The sequence below is a fragment of the Roseateles subflavus genome, from assembly GCF_030285365.1.
GTDB classification, from domain to species: domain Bacteria; phylum Pseudomonadota; class Gammaproteobacteria; order Burkholderiales; family Burkholderiaceae_C; genus Roseateles_B; species Roseateles_B subflavus.
This window is the reverse complement of the sequence record NZ_JASVDS010000002.1, coordinates 1,024,481-1,040,829: the sequence shown is the minus strand read 5'-3', so window position 1 is coordinate 1,040,829 and position 16,349 is coordinate 1,024,481. Positions and strand designations below refer to the sequence as shown.

General features: G+C 70.5%; 13 protein-coding genes. 5 read left to right on the top strand and 8 right to left on the bottom strand.

Annotation, left to right across the window (positions count from 1 at the left end):
* The first annotated feature begins 13 nt into the window (after nucleotides 1–13).
* Nucleotides 14–2,386, top strand: coding sequence for an ATP-binding protein (locus QRD43_RS10405; RefSeq protein WP_285982396.1), 2,373 nt, complete (start codon nucleotides 14–16; stop codon nucleotides 2,384–2,386).
* A 141-nt stretch (nucleotides 2,387–2,527) separates the two neighbouring features.
* Here the strand turns inward: QRD43_RS10405 and QRD43_RS10400 are convergent, their stop codons facing one another.
* Nucleotides 2,528–2,971, bottom strand: coding sequence for a YbaN family protein (locus tag QRD43_RS10400; protein WP_434063850.1), 444 nt, complete (start codon nucleotides 2,969–2,971; stop codon nucleotides 2,528–2,530).
* Between QRD43_RS10400 and QRD43_RS10395 the strand changes: the two genes are divergently transcribed.
* Complete coding sequence (locus QRD43_RS10395; protein WP_285982395.1) at nucleotides 2,970–3,896, top strand: LysR family transcriptional regulator; 927 nt, start codon at nucleotides 2,970–2,972, stop codon at nucleotides 3,894–3,896. The two genes, QRD43_RS10400 and QRD43_RS10395, sit on opposite strands and share 2 nt — an antisense overlap.
* A gap of 311 nt (nucleotides 3,897–4,207) precedes the next feature.
* A complete protein-coding gene (locus tag QRD43_RS10390; RefSeq protein ID WP_285982394.1) occupies nucleotides 4,208–5,344 on the top strand; it encodes an alpha-hydroxy acid oxidase in 1,137 nt (378 codons plus the stop codon).
* Between the two features lie 629 nt (nucleotides 5,345–5,973).
* On the opposite strand, the gene QRD43_RS10385 is transcribed toward QRD43_RS10390, so the two are convergent.
* Nucleotides 5,974–8,142: a S46 family peptidase gene (locus QRD43_RS10385; RefSeq protein WP_285982393.1), complete on the bottom strand. Its 2,169-nt coding sequence runs from the start codon at nucleotides 8,140–8,142 to the stop codon at nucleotides 5,974–5,976.
* 232 nt (nucleotides 8,143–8,374) lie between these two features.
* Between QRD43_RS10385 and QRD43_RS10380 the strand changes: the two genes are divergently transcribed.
* A complete protein-coding gene (locus QRD43_RS10380) occupies nucleotides 8,375–8,638 on the top strand; it encodes a hypothetical protein (RefSeq protein WP_285982392.1) in 264 nt (87 codons plus the stop codon).
* Nucleotides 8,639–8,702: 64 nt separating this feature from the next.
* Here the strand turns inward: QRD43_RS10380 and QRD43_RS10375 are convergent, their stop codons facing one another.
* Both QRD43_RS10375 and dcd read right to left on the bottom strand, forming a co-directional pair.
* Nucleotides 8,703–9,032 carry a hypothetical protein gene (locus QRD43_RS10375; RefSeq protein WP_285982391.1) on the bottom strand — a complete coding sequence of 110 codons (330 nt, stop codon included), beginning with the start codon at nucleotides 9,030–9,032 and terminating at the stop codon, nucleotides 8,703–8,705.
* 133 nt (nucleotides 9,033–9,165) lie between these two features.
* Entirely contained in the window at nucleotides 9,166–9,732 is a 567-nt protein-coding gene (dcd, locus tag QRD43_RS10370) for a dCTP deaminase (protein ID WP_285982390.1), read from the bottom strand.
* Nucleotides 9,733–9,904: 172 nt separating this feature from the next.
* Here dcd and QRD43_RS10365 point away from each other — a divergent pair, with 172 nt between their 5' ends.
* A complete protein-coding gene (locus QRD43_RS10365; protein ID WP_285982389.1) occupies nucleotides 9,905–10,576 on the top strand; it encodes a Crp/Fnr family transcriptional regulator in 672 nt (223 codons plus the stop codon).
* On the opposite strand, the gene QRD43_RS10360 is transcribed toward QRD43_RS10365, so the two are convergent.
* The 4 genes from QRD43_RS10360 to QRD43_RS10345 form a co-directional block, all read right to left on the bottom strand.
* Nucleotides 10,570–13,629 carry an efflux RND transporter permease subunit gene (locus QRD43_RS10360; protein ID WP_285982388.1) on the bottom strand — a complete coding sequence of 1,020 codons (3,060 nt, stop codon included), beginning with the start codon at nucleotides 13,627–13,629 and terminating at the stop codon, nucleotides 10,570–10,572. The genes QRD43_RS10365 and QRD43_RS10360 overlap by 7 nt on opposite strands.
* Before the next feature lie 22 nt (nucleotides 13,630–13,651).
* A complete protein-coding gene (locus tag QRD43_RS10355; RefSeq protein WP_285982387.1) occupies nucleotides 13,652–14,851 on the bottom strand; it encodes an efflux RND transporter periplasmic adaptor subunit in 1,200 nt (399 codons plus the stop codon).
* Between the two features lie 141 nt (nucleotides 14,852–14,992).
* Nucleotides 14,993–15,472, bottom strand: coding sequence for a ribonuclease HI (gene rnhA, locus QRD43_RS10350; RefSeq protein ID WP_285982386.1), 480 nt, complete (start codon nucleotides 15,470–15,472; stop codon nucleotides 14,993–14,995).
* The gene (locus QRD43_RS10345) at nucleotides 15,469–16,332 is read right to left on the bottom strand and encodes a class I SAM-dependent methyltransferase (RefSeq protein WP_285982385.1); all 864 of its coding nucleotides are present in this window, start codon (nucleotides 16,330–16,332) and stop codon (nucleotides 15,469–15,471) included. Before QRD43_RS10345 ends, rnhA begins: the two co-directional genes overlap by 4 nt.
* Nucleotides 16,333–16,349 lie beyond the last annotated feature (17 nt).

The window sequence follows — 16,349 nt, the reverse complement described above, 5'->3', positions numbered from 1 at the left end:
AGCAAGGATCGGCATGCAGCAGTCCCCCGCCTCGCCCCTTCCCCCCGCCGCCAGCCGCCCGCTGGTCTGCGACGACGCCCAGGCCGCGGCGCTGATGCACCGCCTCGCCAGCGCTGGCATGCGCCATCCGCGCCTGAGCATCCCCTGCTACGACCACGCCCTCGCCCGCGGCGAGGGCCTGCCCACGCTGCGGCGCCTGCAGCTGCTGCAGGGCCTGTTCTTCGCCCGTGAGCGCCTGGGCAGCGGCGCCCTGCTGCGACCGGCGCTGCAGCAGGCGCTGGCCCAGGCGCAGGCCGAGGGGCTGATCCGCCAGGTGACGCGGCTGAACGAGGCGCTCGGGCGGCTCAGCTACCAGGCGGCCGAGTACCAGCAGGCCAGCGCCTACTGGTCGGAGGCCCTGGACCTCGCCGCGCTGCAGCCGGGCAGCCTGGAGGGCGTCGCCCCTTGCATCGGCCTGGCCCAGCTGCACTTCGCGCTCGGCGACTGGCAGACGGGCCAGCACCTGCTCCTGGATGCGCAGAACCAGCTGCGCAGCGGCGCCTCCCGGCTCGCGGCCCGCTACCTGCAGGCCAAGCTCCTGCTGAATCTCGGCGTGGCGCAGTTCAATCGCGGCGACTACGCAGCGGCTCGCGCCAGCTTCGAGCAGGGCCAGGCGTGGGCCCGGAGCATCGGGCATCGGGATTACGTCGCCGAGAGTCTGTGGCATCTGGCCCGCTGCGCCCAGGCGGCTGGCGAGGACGACGAGGCCCGCGCGCTGTGCGAGCAAGCCCAGCAGGCGGCGCGCCGCTGCGGCTACGTGTGGCTGGAGACCATGGTCAGCGCCACCCTCACCGAGCTGGCCATGGAGGGTGAGGACTGGGAGCACGCCATCCGCAGCGGCGAGCAGGCCCTCGGGCTGGCCCGCAGCCTCGGCGCGAGACGGCAGCAGAGCAGCGCCCACAAGGCCCTGGCCCAGCTCTACCAGCGGGCCGGACGGCTGTCCGACGCGCTGGACCAGCTCTGGCAGCATCAGGCGCTGGAGGCCGAGCTCTACCAGCTGAGCCTGCCCGAGCGCCTCAGTGCGCTGGTGCGCTTCGACCACCTGCGGCAAGGGCCCGAGGAACGGATGCTGAGCCTCTCCAGCCAGCACTTCAACATCGAGACGCCCGAGGACCTGCGGCTGGCCCTGCTGCAGATGCGGGAGCAGGTGCTGGCCATCCTGGGGCTGGACCACTGGACCGTCTGGTGGGACGAGAACGGGCAGCAGCACTTCGCCAGCATCGCGCAGGCGGGCAAGCCGGACGACGCGGGCCTCAGCCCGGCCCAGTGCGGCGCCTACCTGACGCTGCTGGACGAGTCTCACGAGCCGCTGGTCATCCGCGACATGCGCCTGCACCCCCACGCCAGCGCGCTGGCCGCCCTGCCCTCGGCGCAGGCCCAGGGCGGGCGCATCGAGGTGCCGCTGCGCCTGCAGCAGCAGCTGCGCGGCATCCTGTGGCTGCAGCGCGCCGGCACCGAGCGCGCCTGGACGCGCGACGACCTCCTCAGCGCGAGCCATCTGGCCAAGATCTGCGAGCGGCTGATGCTGTCGCTGGACCTGAGCCGTGCCAAGGCCGCGCGCCAGGAGCTCGAGCAGGAGAAGTTCGCCTCGCTCGGCCGCATGGTGGCCAGCATCGCCCATGACGTGAACACCCCCATCGGCGTCGCCATCACCGCGGCGTCCGGCGTCGCCGACCACGCGCGCCGCCTCACCCGCGTCGCGGACGGCACCGAGAAGCTCACCCGGGCCGAGCTGCAGGGGCTGGCCCAGCAGCTGGCCAATGCCGCGGACCTCGTGGACCGCAATCTGCAGCGCGCTGCCACGCTCATGGGCGACTTCAAGCGCATCGCCGTCGACCAGAACGCCGAGGCCCCGCAGCGCCTGGCGCTGAAGGACTACCTGCAGAGCGTGGTCACCGTGCACAGCCCGGCCCTGCGCCGGGCGCGGGTCGAGTGCCGGCTCGAGGTGGAGGACGGCCTGCAGATCGAGACCGTGCCCGGCCTGCTGAGCCAGATCCTCTCCAACCTCATCATGAACAGCCTCACCCACGCCTTCCCCAAGGGCGAGGGCGGCCAGCTGCGGCTGGAAGCCCGCTGCTGCGGCCCGCTGCTGCGCCTGGACTACGCCGACGACGGCGTCGGCCTGAGCGAGGCCGTGCGGGCGCACGTCTTCGAGCCCTTCTTCACCACGCGCCGGGGCCAGGGCGGGTCGGGGCTCGGCATGTACATCGTGGCCCATCTCGCGAAGCGCCTGGGCGGGCAGGCGACGCTACTGCGGCCGGAGCGCGGCTTCGCGCTGCGGATCGAGCTGCCGCTGCAGGGCGCCGCGGCCGCCGCACGCCACGACGCGACGGAGCCCGGCGCCTGAAAGCCCTGGCCCATGCCTCGCGGGTGCCCATGAGGCGCGCCGCCGCGGGAGATGCAGGCCCTTCGTGGCGCGCCGTGCAGCCAAGCCGCGATCGGCGTGCCGCCCGGGATCATCGAGCGCGTGTCGGCACCGGGTGGGGGCTCAGTCCCCAGCGCCAAGGCGCTCGCGGGTCGGCAGGCGCCACATCCACAGGCCCACGGCCAGACAGCAGGCGGCCGGCACCCAGCACCACGCCAGCGGGAGACGCCAGGCGGCCACGGCCGAGCCGAGGCTCATCATCACCCAGGCCAGCTGCTTGGCCCGCCAGGGGACGGCGCGGTGGGTACGCCAGTCGTGGATCATCGGGCCGAAGCGCGGATGCCCCAGCAGCCAGGCCTCGCACCGCCGGCTGCTGCGCGAGAAGCAGAACGCCGCCAGCAGCACGAAGGGCGTGGTGGGCAGCAGGGGCAGGAAAATGCCGAGAATGCCCAGGCCGAGGCTCAACAGCCCCGCCATGCCCCACAGCAGGCGGCGCCACAGCGGCCGCGGCGCCATTGCCTCATCGCCGGCGGCAGCGTTGGCGTCATTGTTGAAAGCCTTGTCCATGAATCGATCTTCGCACGCCCCGTCGCTGGCACCGGACCTGCGCCTGCCGTCCATCGACGGGCTGCGCGCCTTCCAGGCCGTGGCTGCGCTGGGCCTGCTCGAACCGGCGGCCGAGGCGCTGCACATCAGCGCCAGCGCCGTGGGCAAGCGCATCGGCGCCCTGGAGGAGCTGCTGGGCCTGGCCCTGTTCCAGCGCCAGGGCGGGCAATGGAGCCTGACGGCAGCGGGGCGTGAGTACCTCGAGCAGGTGCGCGCGGCGCTCGACCTGCTGGCCGCGGCGCCCCAGCACCGCCGCGAGCAGCAGCGCCGCGAGCGCCTGCGCCTGTGCGCCCCGCCCACATTCGCCCGGCAGATCCTCGTGCCCGCGCTGCCCGCCTTCAGTGCCGCACATCCGCACCTGGAGCTGGAACTCGTGCTGAGCGTGCCCTATCTCAACGAGGGCGCGCCGGACGCCGAGCTGCAGGTCTACCACGCCCCGCAGCCACCGGACGCCGAGCTGCTGCTGCGCGATGTCGTCACGCCGCTGCTCTCGCCCGCGCTGGCCGCCCGGCTGCCCGCCAGTCCCCGCCCGCAGGACCTGCTGAGCCTGCCGCTGCTGCGCACGCCGCTGCAGTCCTGGCTGCCCTGGTTCCATGCGGCCGGCCTGCCGGCGGAGGAACCTGGCGCTGGCCCTCGCTTCATCGACCTCGGCCTGGTGCTGCAGGCGGCCGAATGCGGTCAGGGGGTGGCCCTGGTCGGCCAGGCCCTGGCGCAGCGTCTGCTGGAGCAAGGCCTGCTGCGGCGCCCCTGGACGCTGGAAGTACCGGCGGCCCAGGCGTATGCGTTGCGTCCCTTGCCGGCCCAGGCTTCCCCCGGGCTGCGGGCCCTTGCCGATTGGCTGCGCTCGCAGTGCCGGGCGCTTGGCCCCGCCCTCAAAGCGGGCTGATCCCCGCTCGCGGCCCACCCCCGGTCTTCGTCGGGACGCGCGGCACGGGTCCTGATTCTGGGGGAAAGCCCGGAGAGAACCCCGGCCCTGGCCCAGGGATCTGCCCAGCCCCTGACCCCGTGTCCGAGCCCGCGTCCGAACCCGCTGCTGCCCCCGCCTGTCTGCCCCGAGGCGCCGCCGGGTCGGCACGCTCGGAAAGCACTTCCGCGACGCTCGGCCCCGGATTCCGCCAGCGGCCGCCGAGCTGCCACTAGGATCGCGCCTAGGCACGGCATCCCGTGCCACGAGTTCGGCAATTCTCCGGAGGCCCCATGCCCGTCATCACCTGCATCGAAGACCTGCGACAACTGGCCCAGCGCCGCGTGCCGCGCATGTTCTACGACTACGCAGACTCGGGCAGCTGGACGGAGAGCACCTACCGCGCCAACGAGTCCGACTTCCAGGCGCTCAAGCTGCGCCAGCGCGTGGCCGTGAACATGGAGCACCGCAGCACCGCCACGACGATGGTGGGCCAGCAGGTCGCCATGCCGGTGGCGCTGGCCCCCACCGGCCTGACCGGCATGCAACATGCCGACGGCGAGATCCTCGCCGCCCAGGCCGCCGAAGCCTTTGGCGTGCCCTTCACGCTCTCGACCATGAGCATCTGCTCCATCGAGGACGTGGCGGCCCACACGAGCAGCCCCTTCTGGTTCCAGCTCTATGTGATGAAGGACCGCGGCTTCATCGCCAGCCTGATCGACCGCGCCAAGGCCGCCCGCTGCAGCGCGCTCGTGCTCACGCTGGACCTGCAGATCCTTGGCCAGCGGCACAAGGACCTCAAGAACGGCCTGTCCGCCCCGCCCAAGCCCACGCTGGCCAACCTGATCAACCTGGCCACCAAGCCGCGCTGGTGCCTGGGCATGCTGGGCACACCGCGCCGCCAGTTCGGCAATATCGTGGGCCATGTGAAGGGCGTGGACGACATGGGCTCGCTGTCCGACTGGACAGCCAAGCAGTTCGATCCCGCGCTGTCCTGGGACGACGTGGCCTGGATCAAGGAGCGCTGGGGCGGCAAGCTCATCCTCAAGGGCATCCAGGACGTGGAGGACGCGCGCCTGGCCGTGCAGAGCGGCGCCGATGCACTGATCGTCAGCAACCACGGCGGCCGCCAGCTCGACGGGGCCGAGTCCAGCATCCGCGCCCTGCCCGCCATCGTCGAGGCCGTGGGCTCCGAGATCGAGGTTCACATGGACGGTGGCATCCGCAGCGGCCAGGACGTCCTCAAGGCCTGGGCCCTCGGCGCCCGTGGCTGCTACATCGGCCGCGCCTTCCTCTACGGCCTGGGCGCCATGGGCCGCCCCGGCGTCGCCAAGGTGCTGGAGATCATCCACAAGGAGCTGGACCTCAGCATGGCCTTCTGCGGCCGCACGCGGATCACCGATGTCGACAAGAGCATCCTGCTGAAGTGACCCGCGGCCTGACCGGGCCCAATCAGCACGAAGCCCTCCGAGGAGGGTTTCTTCACTGACCCGGCAACGCGGGCCTTGCTGCGCCCCATGCTCGCCGCCGCGCATGCCTCGAAAGACAAAACGGGACCCCACGCAGCTCCCGTTTTCTCCCCCAGCGGAGCTTGGGGATCCGGCTCCGCCGGGCCCTCAAACGCGGCCCGCGGCCTGACCGGGCCCCAAAAGCACGAAGCCCTCCGAGGAGGGCTTCTTCGCTGACTCGACGGCGCGGGCTTTGCAGGGCCCCATGCTCGCCGCCGCCCCTGCCTCGAAAGACAAAACGGGACCCATCGCAGGTCCCGTTCTGTCCCCCAGCGGAGCTTGGGGATCCGGCTCAACCAGGCCCTCAAACGTGGCCCGCGGCCTGACCGGCCCCAAAAGCACGAAGCCCTCCGAGGAGGGCTTCTTCGCTGACCCGACGGCGCGGGCTTTGCAGGGCCCCCATGCTCGCCGCCGCCCATGCCTCGAAAGACAAAACGGGACCCATCGCAGGTCCCGTTTTGTCCCCCAGCGGAGCTTGGGGATCCGGCTCCGCCGGGCCCTCAAGCTCGCCCCCCTGGGGGGGCCGGCGAAGCCGGTAGGGGGGGGTGGAATTACAGCGCGTTCATTTCCTTGAGGAGACGATCGGCCTTGTCGACGTACTTCATCTGCCACTGCATGTAGCGAGCGTCCAGGCAGATGCTGCGGGTGGTCTTCTCGTTGAAGTCCCAGTCCGAGATCACGGCGTCCAGGGTGCCGTCGAACAGCAGGCCCACGAGCTCGGCGTTCTTGTTCAGCACGGGCGAGCCGGAGTTGCCGCCGGTGGTGTCCAGCGTGGCCAGGAAGTTGACCGGCACCGAGTTCAGAGACTTCATGCCGTACTTGCCGAATTCACCGGCCTTGATGGCGGCCAGCTGCTCGGCGGGGGCGTCGAAGTCGCCCTTGCCCTGGTGCTTGGCAGGGATGCCACGCAGCGTGGTGAAGGCCGTCCAGGTGCTGCCGTCCGCGCCCTCGCGGCCGGCGACCTTGCCGAAGCTCACGCGCAGCGTGCCGTTGGCATCCGGGTAGACGGCCTGGCCCTTGCTGGCCTTGAAGGCGATCAGGGCCTTCATGACGTCGGCATAGGCCTGCTGGATGTGGCCGCCCAGTTCCTTGGCCGCGTTCTCACGCGCCTCGGAGTCGGCATGCAGGGCCACGGCCGCGGCGATGAAGCTGTCACCGCTCTTCTCGAACTCGGCGGCATCGCGCTGGAACCAGGCCAGGCGCTCGGCCTTGTCAGCCAGCTTGCTGCCGGCGTACAGGGCATCCACGCGGGCCTTCAGGGCGTCCGCGGGCATGTTGGCCTGAACGCCCAGGCCCTTCAGGACGGCCGGGTTGAGCAGGTCGGCCGGCAGGGCCAGGTACTGGCTCAGGAAGTGGACCGTCTTGGCCTTGTCGGTCTGTTCGTCGTAACGGCGGTCCAGGGCCTCGAGACCCTGGCGGCGGCGCAGCGAGTCGCGGTCCTGGAAGCCCAGCTTGCGTTCGGCATCCGGCAGCTTGCGCTGCACGGCACCCTCGTACAGGCCGGAGGCCGTGCCCAGCAGCGCAGGCATGCTCAGGCCCAGCAGCGCTTCGCGCTTGGCCACGGTCTGACGCTCGGCCAGCAGGCGGTCGACGCTTTCCAGGCTGGCACCGAACTGCTCGCGGCGCTTGGCATCGGCGTTCACCCAGGCCTTCAGCTCGGCATAGGCGGCGGACTTGCGGGCGAGGATGTCGCTGCCGTCATAGCTGGCCTGCTGGCCCTGCCAGTTCTTGTAGGCATTGCCGAGGCCCGCCACGGTGCCGGCCATCTTGATCTCGCCGTCGCGGCGGCCGTCGGTCTCACGCTTGATGAGGTCGAGGTACTCGCCGAAGGCCTTGATGCTGGTCGGACGTTCCCAGCCGAAGGTGAAGTCCACCTCGCTCGGCAGGCGGTAGCGGTTCGTGCGGCCGGGGTAGCCCGTGACCATCACGAAATCGCCTTCCTTCAGCGGCGTGCTGGCCAGCTTCAGGAAGTGCTTGGGCTGGAAGGGCTTGTTGTCCTTGCTGTAGTCGGCCGGCTTGCCGTCCGGGCCCACGTAGGCGCGGTAGAAGCTGTAGTCGCCGGTGTGGCGGGGCCAGATCCAGTTGTCGGTGTCGCCACCGAAGCGGCCGACCATGTCCGCCGGGGCGTGCACGAGGCGCACGTCGCGGATTTCCATCTGCTTGATCAGCTGGAACACGAGGCTGCCGTAGAAGGCGCTCACGGTGCAGCGGTGGCCCTTGTCCTGTTCGCAGGCGGCGATCAGCGACTTCTGCTTGGACTCGATGGCGTCGGTGCGGGCCTTGCCCTTGAGCGCCTGGACCTTGGCGTCGAGCACCTCGGCGCTCACGTCCTTGACGTCCACGGTCACGAAGACGCGGCTGCCCGGCGCGGCCGGCAGCTCTTCCTCGAAGGAGCTGGCCAGGAAGCCCTTCTTGATGAGGTCACGCTGGGGCGTGGAGTTGTACTGGATGCTGCCGTAGGCGCAGTGGTGGTTGGTGACCACCAGGCCCTGCGGCGACACGAAGGAGGCGGTGCAGCCGCCCAGGCTGATCACGGCGCCCATGGGGAATTCGGTCAGCTTGTTCAGCTTGGCCGGGTCCATGGCCAGGCCGGTGGCCTTCAGGTCCTTGGCGATCTGCGGCAGCTGCTGGGGCATCCACATGCCTTCGTTGGCGTGGGCCAGGCCGGCGGCCAGTGCGAGGGGGGCCAGCGTGAAGCGGGCCAGGGTGACTGCGTTCATGGAGTAGGGCATGAATTGAAAGCGAAGCCGCGACCATACACGCAATCGTTCCCCTCGAGATGTGTCATCCGGCATTGGGTCATTCCCCGGGGGGAGGCGTGCGCCTCGCCGCATTCCCGCCACCTTCCCCGCCCGATATCGGGGACATCGCCGTGCCGAGGCCGCCGCGCGGCTGGAAAAGCACGCCGGCATCGCCGATAAATGAGCTGACACGAAACTGACGGAGTGCGCCATGACCCTGTGCCAGCTGGCCAGCATCAAGCGCTGGCTGATCCTGCATCCGGCCGCGCATGGCGTCGAGCTCTTCGCCTGGAACCTGGTCCTCACCTGCTGGCTGATGGGCTGGGTGGGCATTCCGGGCACGCTGCTGTGCGGGCAGCTCGCCGCCCTGCCCCTGTGCTTCGCGGCCTCGGTGAGCCCCCGCTGCTATGTGCTGGCGCGGCGGCGGCTGCATCGCAGCGGGCGGCTGCGCTGCGACTGGCTGACCGCCCTGTGACCGCGGCGCCGGAAACGACGAAGCCCTCGCGCAGAGGGCTTCGTTGGACGGACAGAGGGGAGGCTCAGTGCATGAGCCCGATCCACTCGCCGCGGGCCTGGTAGGCGTCGAAGATGTGCAGCGCCATGCGCTGCAGGGCGTCGTTGCCGCTGCCGTGGGCCAGCGACAGGCAGTCGAAGGCATACAGGCGGTCGTAGATCATGCGGGTGGGCTGCAGGGGCAGGCCCTGCGCTTCCATCAGGCGGCTGAAGGCCTGCAGCTCGGCCATGTCGATGCCGGTGCTCAGGGTCAGGCCGAGGCCCAGCTCCGGCAGGTCGTCCAGGCCGCCCTGCACGAACAGTTCAGGGGCGGACGCGGTGCTCGTCTTGGGAACCAGGTGCAGGGGAAAGCTCATGGGGGACCTCGGGGGTGTGGTACTGCCTGGGCCCATGATGCCGGCCAACGCCGAAACTTGAGCGCGAAAAAGCCGGGTCTTGCCCGGCTATTTCGGCTCAAGGTCCGCCACGCGCGGCCGAGGGAGACGCCGCTCAGGCCTTGGGCAGCGTGACGCCCACCTGGCCCTGGTACTTGCCACCGCGGTCGCGGTAGGAGGTCTCGCAGACCTCGTCGCTCTCGAAGAACAGCACCTGCGCGCAGCCCTCGCCCGCATAGATCTTGGCGGGCAGCGGCGTGGTGTTGGAGAACTCGAGCGTCACGTAGCCTTCCCACTCGGGCTCGAAGGGCGTGACGTTGACGATGATGCCGCAGCGCGCATAGGTGCTCTTGCCCAGGCAGATCGTCAGGACGTTGCGCGGGATGCGGAAGTACTCGACCGTGCGGGCCAGCGCGAAGCTGTTGGGCGGGATGATGCAGACGTCGCCCTGGAAGTCCACGAAGCTCTTCTCGTCGAAGTTCTTGGGGTCGACCACGGTGCTGTGCACATTGGTGAAGATCTTGAACTCGGGCGCGCAGCGGATGTCGTAGCCATAGCTGGAGGTGCCGTAGCTGACGATCTTGCGGCCCTCTGCCTCACGGACCTGGCCCGGCTCGTAGGGCTCGATCATGCCGTGCTGCTCGGCCATGCGGCGGATCCACTTGTCGCTCTTGATGCTCATTCGCTCATCCCCTGGGCCTCGTCGCCCCAAATCGGCGCCCGCTGATGGGCGTCCCGTGTTGCGCGGATTCTAGGGGCAGGCGAGGCGCCGGCCTTGCGACAGCGCAGTCTCCCTAGAATCGCCGGCAGTCGCACAGGAAGTTGGGGCGGGAGTTGGCATGAGCCTGGCTGAGATGTTGAGAAAGTCCGTCTGGGGCCGCGCCCTGGGCGCTGCCGAGCTGGAGGCCGTCGTCGCGCAATGCCACGAGCGGCCCGTGGGCGCGGGGCAGGCGATCGTGCAGGCCGGCGAGCCTGCCCTTCACTGGATCGGCCTGGTCAGCGGCGTGGCCTGCATGAGCGTCAGCATGCCGGATGGCAAGGAGACCAGTCTGACCAGCCTGGCGGCAGGCGGCTGGTTCGGCGAGGGCACGCTGATCAAGCGCGGGCACTGGCAATACGACGGCCGCGCGCTGACCGACTGCCAGGTCGCGCTGATGCCCATCGACTGCTTCGAGCACCTGCGCCAGACCAGCCTGCCCTTCAACCACTACCTCCAGCTGCTGATGGGCGCGCGCATGGGCGGCTTCATCGCCAAGCTCTGCGTGGACCGCCTGCTCGACTCCACGGCGCGCATCGCCCAGGCCCTGGCGGGGCTCTACCAGCCGGAGGTCTACCCGGACCCCGGCCCCCTGCTCCACCTGAGCCAGGCCGAGCTGGGGCAGCTGGCCGGCGTCTCCCGCCAGCGAACGAACATCGGGCTGCAGGTGCTCGAGCGCGCCGGGCTGATCGAAGTCAGCCGCCGCGGCATCCGCGTGCGGGACCTGGCCGGGCTGCGCGCGTATCGCAGCCCGCCCGCCGCTCAGTAGTCCATCGCCGGTGTGGCGATCTCGCCGGGCACGCCGCGGCGAGCCAGCATCAGGTACATCGTGGGCACCACGAAGATGGTCAGCAGCGTGCCCAGGCTCATGCCGCCCACGATCACCCAGCCGATCTGCTGGCGGCTCTCGGCGCCCGCGCCGGTGGCCAGGGCCAGCGGCAAGGCGCCCAGCACCATGGCACCGGTCGTCATCAGGATCGGGCGCAGGCGCAGGGCCGAGGCCTCGACCACCGCCGAGAGCGTGTCCCGTCCCTGCTGGCGCAGCTGGTTGCTGAACTCCACGATCAGGATGCCGTGCTTGGTGATCAGCCCCACCAGCGTGATGAGCCCGATCTGCGAATAGACGTTCAGCGTGCCGCCGCTCCACTGCAGCGCCGCCAGCGCGCCCACCATGGACAGCGGCACCGACAGCATGATGATGAAGGGGTCGACAAAGCTCTCGAACTGCGCCGACAGCACCAGGAAGATGAACAGCAGCGCCAGCACGAACACGAGGCCCAGCGCGCCGCTGGAGGCCTTGTACTCGCGCGACACGCCGTTGAGCTCGGTCGCGTAGCCCAGGGGCAGCACGCGCTCGGCGATGCGGTCCATGTCCTGCAGCGCCTCGCCCAGCGCGTAGCCAGGCGCCAGGCCGGCGGTGATGGTCACGGCACGGCGCTGGTTGAAGTGGTTCAGCTCCTTGGGGCTCACGGCCTCGCGCACCTTGACCACCGCTGACAGCGGCACCAGCGCGTCCGTGCGGCTGCGCACGTAGAGCCGCTCGATCTGCTGGGGCGTGCTGCGCGCCTGGGCCTCGGTCTGCACGAGCACGTCGTACTGCTCGGCATCGCGCTTGTAGCGGGTCACCACGCGGCTGCCCAGCATGGTCTCGACCGTGCGGGCGACCTGCTCCACCTGCACGCCGAGGTCGGCCGCGCGCTCACGGTCCACCTCCATGAAGATCTCGGGCTTGTTCAGGCGCAGGTCGTTGTCCACCTGCACGAAGCCGGGGTTCTTCGCCATCTCGGCCTGGAACTGCTGCACGACCTTGTTGAGGTTCTCGTAGCTGTCGCCGCTGACGACCACATAGCTGATCGGCCGCGAGTTGAAGCCCTGCCCCAGGCTCGGCGGCGTGATGGGGAAGGCGTTGACGCCGGGCAGCTGGCTCACCTGCGGGATGAGCGCGCGGGCCAGGTCCTGCGTGCTGCGCTTGCGCTCGTCCCAGTCGACCGTGCGAAGGATGGACATGCCCTGGGAGACGGTCGAGCCGCCTGCGAAGAAGAAGCGGCGTTCGAACTCGGGGTACTGCGAGGCGATGCGCTCGACGGCATCGAGGTAGCGGGCGGTGAACTCCAGGGTGGCGCCGTCGGGAGCCGTGATGGGCATCACCACGACGCCGCGGTCCTCCATGGGCGCCAGCTCGCTCTTGGCGTGGGCGAAGAGCCACCAGCTCCCGCCGGCCGCCGCGGCCATGACCAGCAGCACCAGCCAGCGCTGGCCGAGGGCGAAGCGCAGCGTGGCGGCATAGCGGTCGCTGACCCACACCAGCACGCGCTCCATGCCGGCATCGAAGCGTGTGGGCTTCTCGACGTGGCGCAGCAGCTTGGAGCACATCATGGGCGTGAGCGTGAGCGCCACGAAGCCCGAGACCAGCACCGCGCCGGCCAGCGTCAGCGCGAACTCCACGAACAGCCGGCCCGTGCGGCCCGGCGTGAAGGCCAGCGGCGCGAAGACGGCGGCCAGCGTGAGCGTCATGGCCACCACCGCGAAGCCGATCTCGCGCGCGCCGCGCAGCGCGGCCTGGAACGGGGGCAGGCCGTCCTCGATGTGGCGGAAGATGTTCTCCAGCACGACGATGGCATCGTCCACGACGAGGCCGATGGCCAGCACCAGCGCCAGCAGCGTCATGGTGTTGACGGTGAAGCCGGCGGCGGCCATCAGCGCGAAGGAGCCGATCAGGCTCACCGGGATCGTCACCAGCGGAATGATGGAGGCCCGCACCGTGCGCAGGAAGAGGAACACGACCAGGGCCACCAGCACCACGGCCTCGGCGATGGTGTGGTAGACCGACTTGATGGAGCGGTCGATGAAGATGGCGTTGTCGCTGGCCGGCCGCACGGTGATGCCGGGGGGCAGGTCTTGCTGCAGGCGCGGCATCATCGCCGTCACGGCTTCCGAGACCTCCAGCGGGTTCGCGGTGGCCTGCTTGATCACGCCCAGCGAGACCGAGGGGATGCCGTTCAGCCGCACGCGCGAGCGCTCGCTCGCGGCGGCCTCCTCCACGCGGGCCACGTCGGACAGCTTCACCGTGTAGCCATTGAACTGGCGCAGCGCGATGTCGCGGAACTGGGCGACGGTGTTGAGGTCGGTGCGCGCGGTGACGTTGAACTCGCGCTGCTGGCTTTCCACGCGGCCCGCGGGCACCTCGAGGTTCTGCTTGCGCAGCGCGTCCTCGACGTCCTGCACGCTCAGGCGGAAGGCGGCCAGGCGGTCGGCGTCCAGCCAGATGCGCATGGCATAGCGGCGGTCGCCGCCGATCTCGACATCAGCCACGCCCGGGATGGTCTGCAGGCGCGGCTTGACGACGCGGTTGACGAGGTCCGTGACCTCCAGCGGGTCCATGGTCTCGCTGGTGAAGGCCATGCGCAGCGTGGGCTGGGCGTCGGCCTCGACCTTGGCGATCACCGGCTCGTCCACCGCCGTGGGCAGGCGGCCGCGCACGCGGGCCACGCGGTCGCGCACATCCGCGGCGGCGTTGTCGGGGTTCTTCTCGAGCTTGAAGCGCACCGTGATCTGGCTCTGCTCGGAGCGCGAGATCGAGGTGACCGTGTCCACGCCCTCGATGCCGGCGATGGAGTCCTCCAGCGGCTTGGTCACCTGGCTCTCGATCACCTCGGACGAGGCGCCGGTGAGCCGGGTGTTGACCGTCACCACCGGCTCGTCGATGCGCGGGTACTCGCGCAGCGAGAGCTTGGAGAAGGACACCAGCCCCAGCAGCAGGAGCAGCAGGGACATGACGGTCGCGAAGACCGGGCGGCGGATGGAAATCTCGGACAGACGCATGGGAACTCCTCGGTCTGCCGGCTCAGCGGCTGGCGGCGCGTGCGGGGGCCGAGGCGCCGGCCGCGGGCTTCGCGCCCTGCTGATCGACGTCCACGCGCTTGACGAGCTGGCCGTCCCCTCGCATCAGCTTGGCCTGGCCGGCCGTCACGACCCAGTCGCCCGCCTTGAGGCCCTCGGTGATCTCCACCAGGCCGGGCACGCGCAGGCCCAGGCTGGCTTCCAGGCGCTGGGCGACCTGACCCTGGCCATCGGGCCCGGGCACGAGCTTGATGAGGTACTGCTTGCCGCCCTGCGGCACGAGCGCCTCCTCGGGAACGACCACGGCCTGCGCGCGTTCGCCGAGGCTCAGGCGCACACGGGCGAAGAGGCCCGAGCGCAGCTCCGGCCCCGGCTGGAGCACCTGGGCGCGCACGAGCAGCGAGCGGCCGGCGGCGTCAAGCTGGGCATCCAGCGCCTGCACGCGGGCGTCGAACTGGCGGCCCGGCAGCGCGTCGAGGCTCAGGTGCAGCATCTGGCCCGGGCGCACCCGGGGGGCGTCGCGCTCGGGCAGGCGGAAATCGACCCAGACCTTGGAGCTGTCCTCCAGCGAGACGAGCTCGGCGCCGTCCTTCACGTAGTCGCCGAGGCTCACCGAGCGGATGCCCGCCACGCCGTCGAAAGGCGCGACCACGCGCATGCGCTGCAGCTGGGCCTTGGCCAGGGCGACCTGCGCCTCGGCCACATCCAGCGTGGCCTGGGCCTGGTCCAGCGCGCTGGCGGTGACGAAGCCCTGGGCCAGCAGCTCCTTGTTGCGCTGCAGCTGGGTACGGGCGATGTGGGACTGGGCCTCGGCCTGCTGCAGCTGGGCCGCCTGCAGGCTGTCGTCCAGCTGGATCAAGACCTGACCCCGGCGCACGCGCTGGCCGTCCTGGAAGCCCAGCTTGACGATGCGGCCGGCGGACTCCGGCTTGAGCACCACGGACTGGTGCGCGCGCACGCTGCCGACGGCCTGGGCGTCGTCGCTGAGGGTGCGCAGCTGCACCTGGCGGGCCTCGACGGGCACCGGGCCGGCCGGCCGGGCGTCCTTGGCCTCCTTGCCGGGGGCGCCGCCCTTGCCGGCGGCGGGCTTCTCAGCCGTGGCGCCGGTCCCGAGCGCGGCGCCTGGCCGCTGCCAGACGTAGGCCACGCCCACCGCGGCCAGCAGGCCCACCACCACCAAACCCTTGTGCAAGCTCTTCTTCATGCGCGACATCCTGGAGAGAACGCGCAATGTAGCGGCGGCTGGCCCACGCAGTGCTGACATGTCCCTTGAAATGCGCCAGGGCACGCAGGGGGCGGCATGAACGGCGGTCGGCCGTGCTGCCGGACCCGCGGCGGACGCGCCTCAGCGGCGTCCGGCCTCCGCGACGCCCTTGTTGGCGAGCGCATCCGCGCGCTCGTTGCCCGGGTCGCCGGCATGGCCCTTCACCCAGCGCCAGTCCACCTCGTGCAGCTTGCGCAGGGCGTCGAGGCGCTGCCACAGCTCCACGTTCTTGACCGGCTTGCCGTCGGCCGTCTTCCAGCCGCGGCGCTGCCAGCCCTGGATCCACTCCGTCATGCCCTTGCGAACGTACTCGCTGTCGGTGTAGAGCACGATCTTGCAACTGCGCTTGAGCGAGGCCAGCGCCTCGATCACGGCGGTGAGCTCCATGCGGTTGTTGGTCGTGCCCAGCTCGCCGCCGAACAGCTCCTTCTCGTGCCCGCCGGAGCGCAGCCAGGCGCCCCAGCCGCCCGGGCCGGGATTGCCCTTGCAGGCGCCATCGGTGTAGATCAGCACCTCGGGCTTGGCGATGGCAGGGGCAGGCTTCTTGTCGGTGTCGCTCATGGATCAGGGGATTGGATATCGCGGGGATGGGGATGCATGGCCACGGCCGGCGCGGCCTTGGCGGCGAGTTTCTTGTGGCGGGCCAGGCCCACCAGGCGCATGCCGTGCACGCGCTTGACGGCCACCATGAAGTAGACGGCGCCGAACACCGTCCACCAGCGCATGCCGGCCTCCTCCATCCACTGCCAGCGCTTGAGCCAGGGCTCGGTGCGCAGGGGGGGACGGTAGCAGCCGAACTGGGCGCGCTCGACTTCGAAGTTGAGCAGGCGCAGCCAGTCCCGCAGACGCCAGTAGCCGATGAACTCGCCGGCACGCGGCAGGAACAGGCCGTCCGGACTGCCGGGCCAGACATGGCGCCGCAGACGGCCCAGATTCTGCCTCAGACCCCAGAGGCTGGCGGGATTGAGGCCGAGGATCACCAGCCGCCCCTCCGGCCGCAGCACGCGCTCGACCTCGCGCAGCGTCTGGTGCGGATCGTCCGCCAGTTCCAGGGCGTGGGGCAGCACGATGAGGTCCAGGCTGTTGGACTCGAAAGGCAAGGCATCAAAGGCGCAGCGCAGCGTGGGGCCGGCCTCCACGAGCAGGCTGCTGCTGTCGAACTGGCTGAAGCGGCCCTGCGGTGCCGGGTCATGCCCGGGCGGCGATTCGTCGTCGGGGGCCGGCGCCGGCAGGACGAACTGCTCGACGCTGTCCAGGGCGAGCCAGCGATGGCGCATGCGGTTCGCCCGCAGCCCCTGCAGCTCGGGCAGGCCCAGCTGGAGCGCGTTGAAGCCGAAGAGGTCGACGACGGCCTCGTCCACCTGCCGCTGCTCCCAGTCCAGGAGGTAGCGTCCCGGCGGTGTCTGCAGCCAGCGGGCCAACTCTACAATCTGCGCTT

Excerpts from the sequence above, each read along its gene's own strand:
- QRD43_RS10380 (WP_285982392.1), top strand. The coding sequence starts at position 8,375 with ATGACCCTGTGCCAGCTGGCCAGCATCAAGCGCTGGCTGATCCTGCAT.
- QRD43_RS10355 (WP_285982387.1), bottom strand. The coding sequence starts at position 14,851 with ATGAAGAAGAGCTTGCACAAGGGTTTGGTGGTGGTGGGCCTGCTGGCC.
- QRD43_RS10385 (WP_285982393.1), bottom strand. The coding sequence starts at position 8,142 with ATGAACGCAGTCACCCTGGCCCGCTTCACGCTGGCCCCCCTCGCACTG.
- QRD43_RS10365 (WP_285982389.1), top strand. The coding sequence starts at position 9,905 with ATGTTGAGAAAGTCCGTCTGGGGCCGCGCCCTGGGCGCTGCCGAGCTG.
- QRD43_RS10395 (WP_285982395.1), top strand. The coding sequence starts at position 2,970 with ATGAATCGATCTTCGCACGCCCCGTCGCTGGCACCGGACCTGCGCCTG.
- QRD43_RS10375 (WP_285982391.1), bottom strand. The coding sequence starts at position 9,032 with ATGAGCTTTCCCCTGCACCTGGTTCCCAAGACGAGCACCGCGTCCGCC.
- dcd (WP_285982390.1), bottom strand. The coding sequence starts at position 9,732 with ATGAGCATCAAGAGCGACAAGTGGATCCGCCGCATGGCCGAGCAGCAC.
- QRD43_RS10390 (WP_285982394.1), top strand. The coding sequence starts at position 4,208 with ATGCCCGTCATCACCTGCATCGAAGACCTGCGACAACTGGCCCAGCGC.
- QRD43_RS10360 (WP_285982388.1), bottom strand. The coding sequence starts at position 13,629 with ATGCGTCTGTCCGAGATTTCCATCCGCCGCCCGGTCTTCGCGACCGTC.
- QRD43_RS10400 (WP_434063850.1), bottom strand. The coding sequence starts at position 2,971 with ATGGACAAGGCTTTCAACAATGACGCCAACGCTGCCGCCGGCGATGAG.
- QRD43_RS10405 (WP_285982396.1), top strand. The coding sequence starts at position 14 with ATGCAGCAGTCCCCCGCCTCGCCCCTTCCCCCCGCCGCCAGCCGCCCG.
- rnhA (WP_285982386.1), bottom strand. The coding sequence starts at position 15,472 with ATGAGCGACACCGACAAGAAGCCTGCCCCTGCCATCGCCAAGCCCGAG.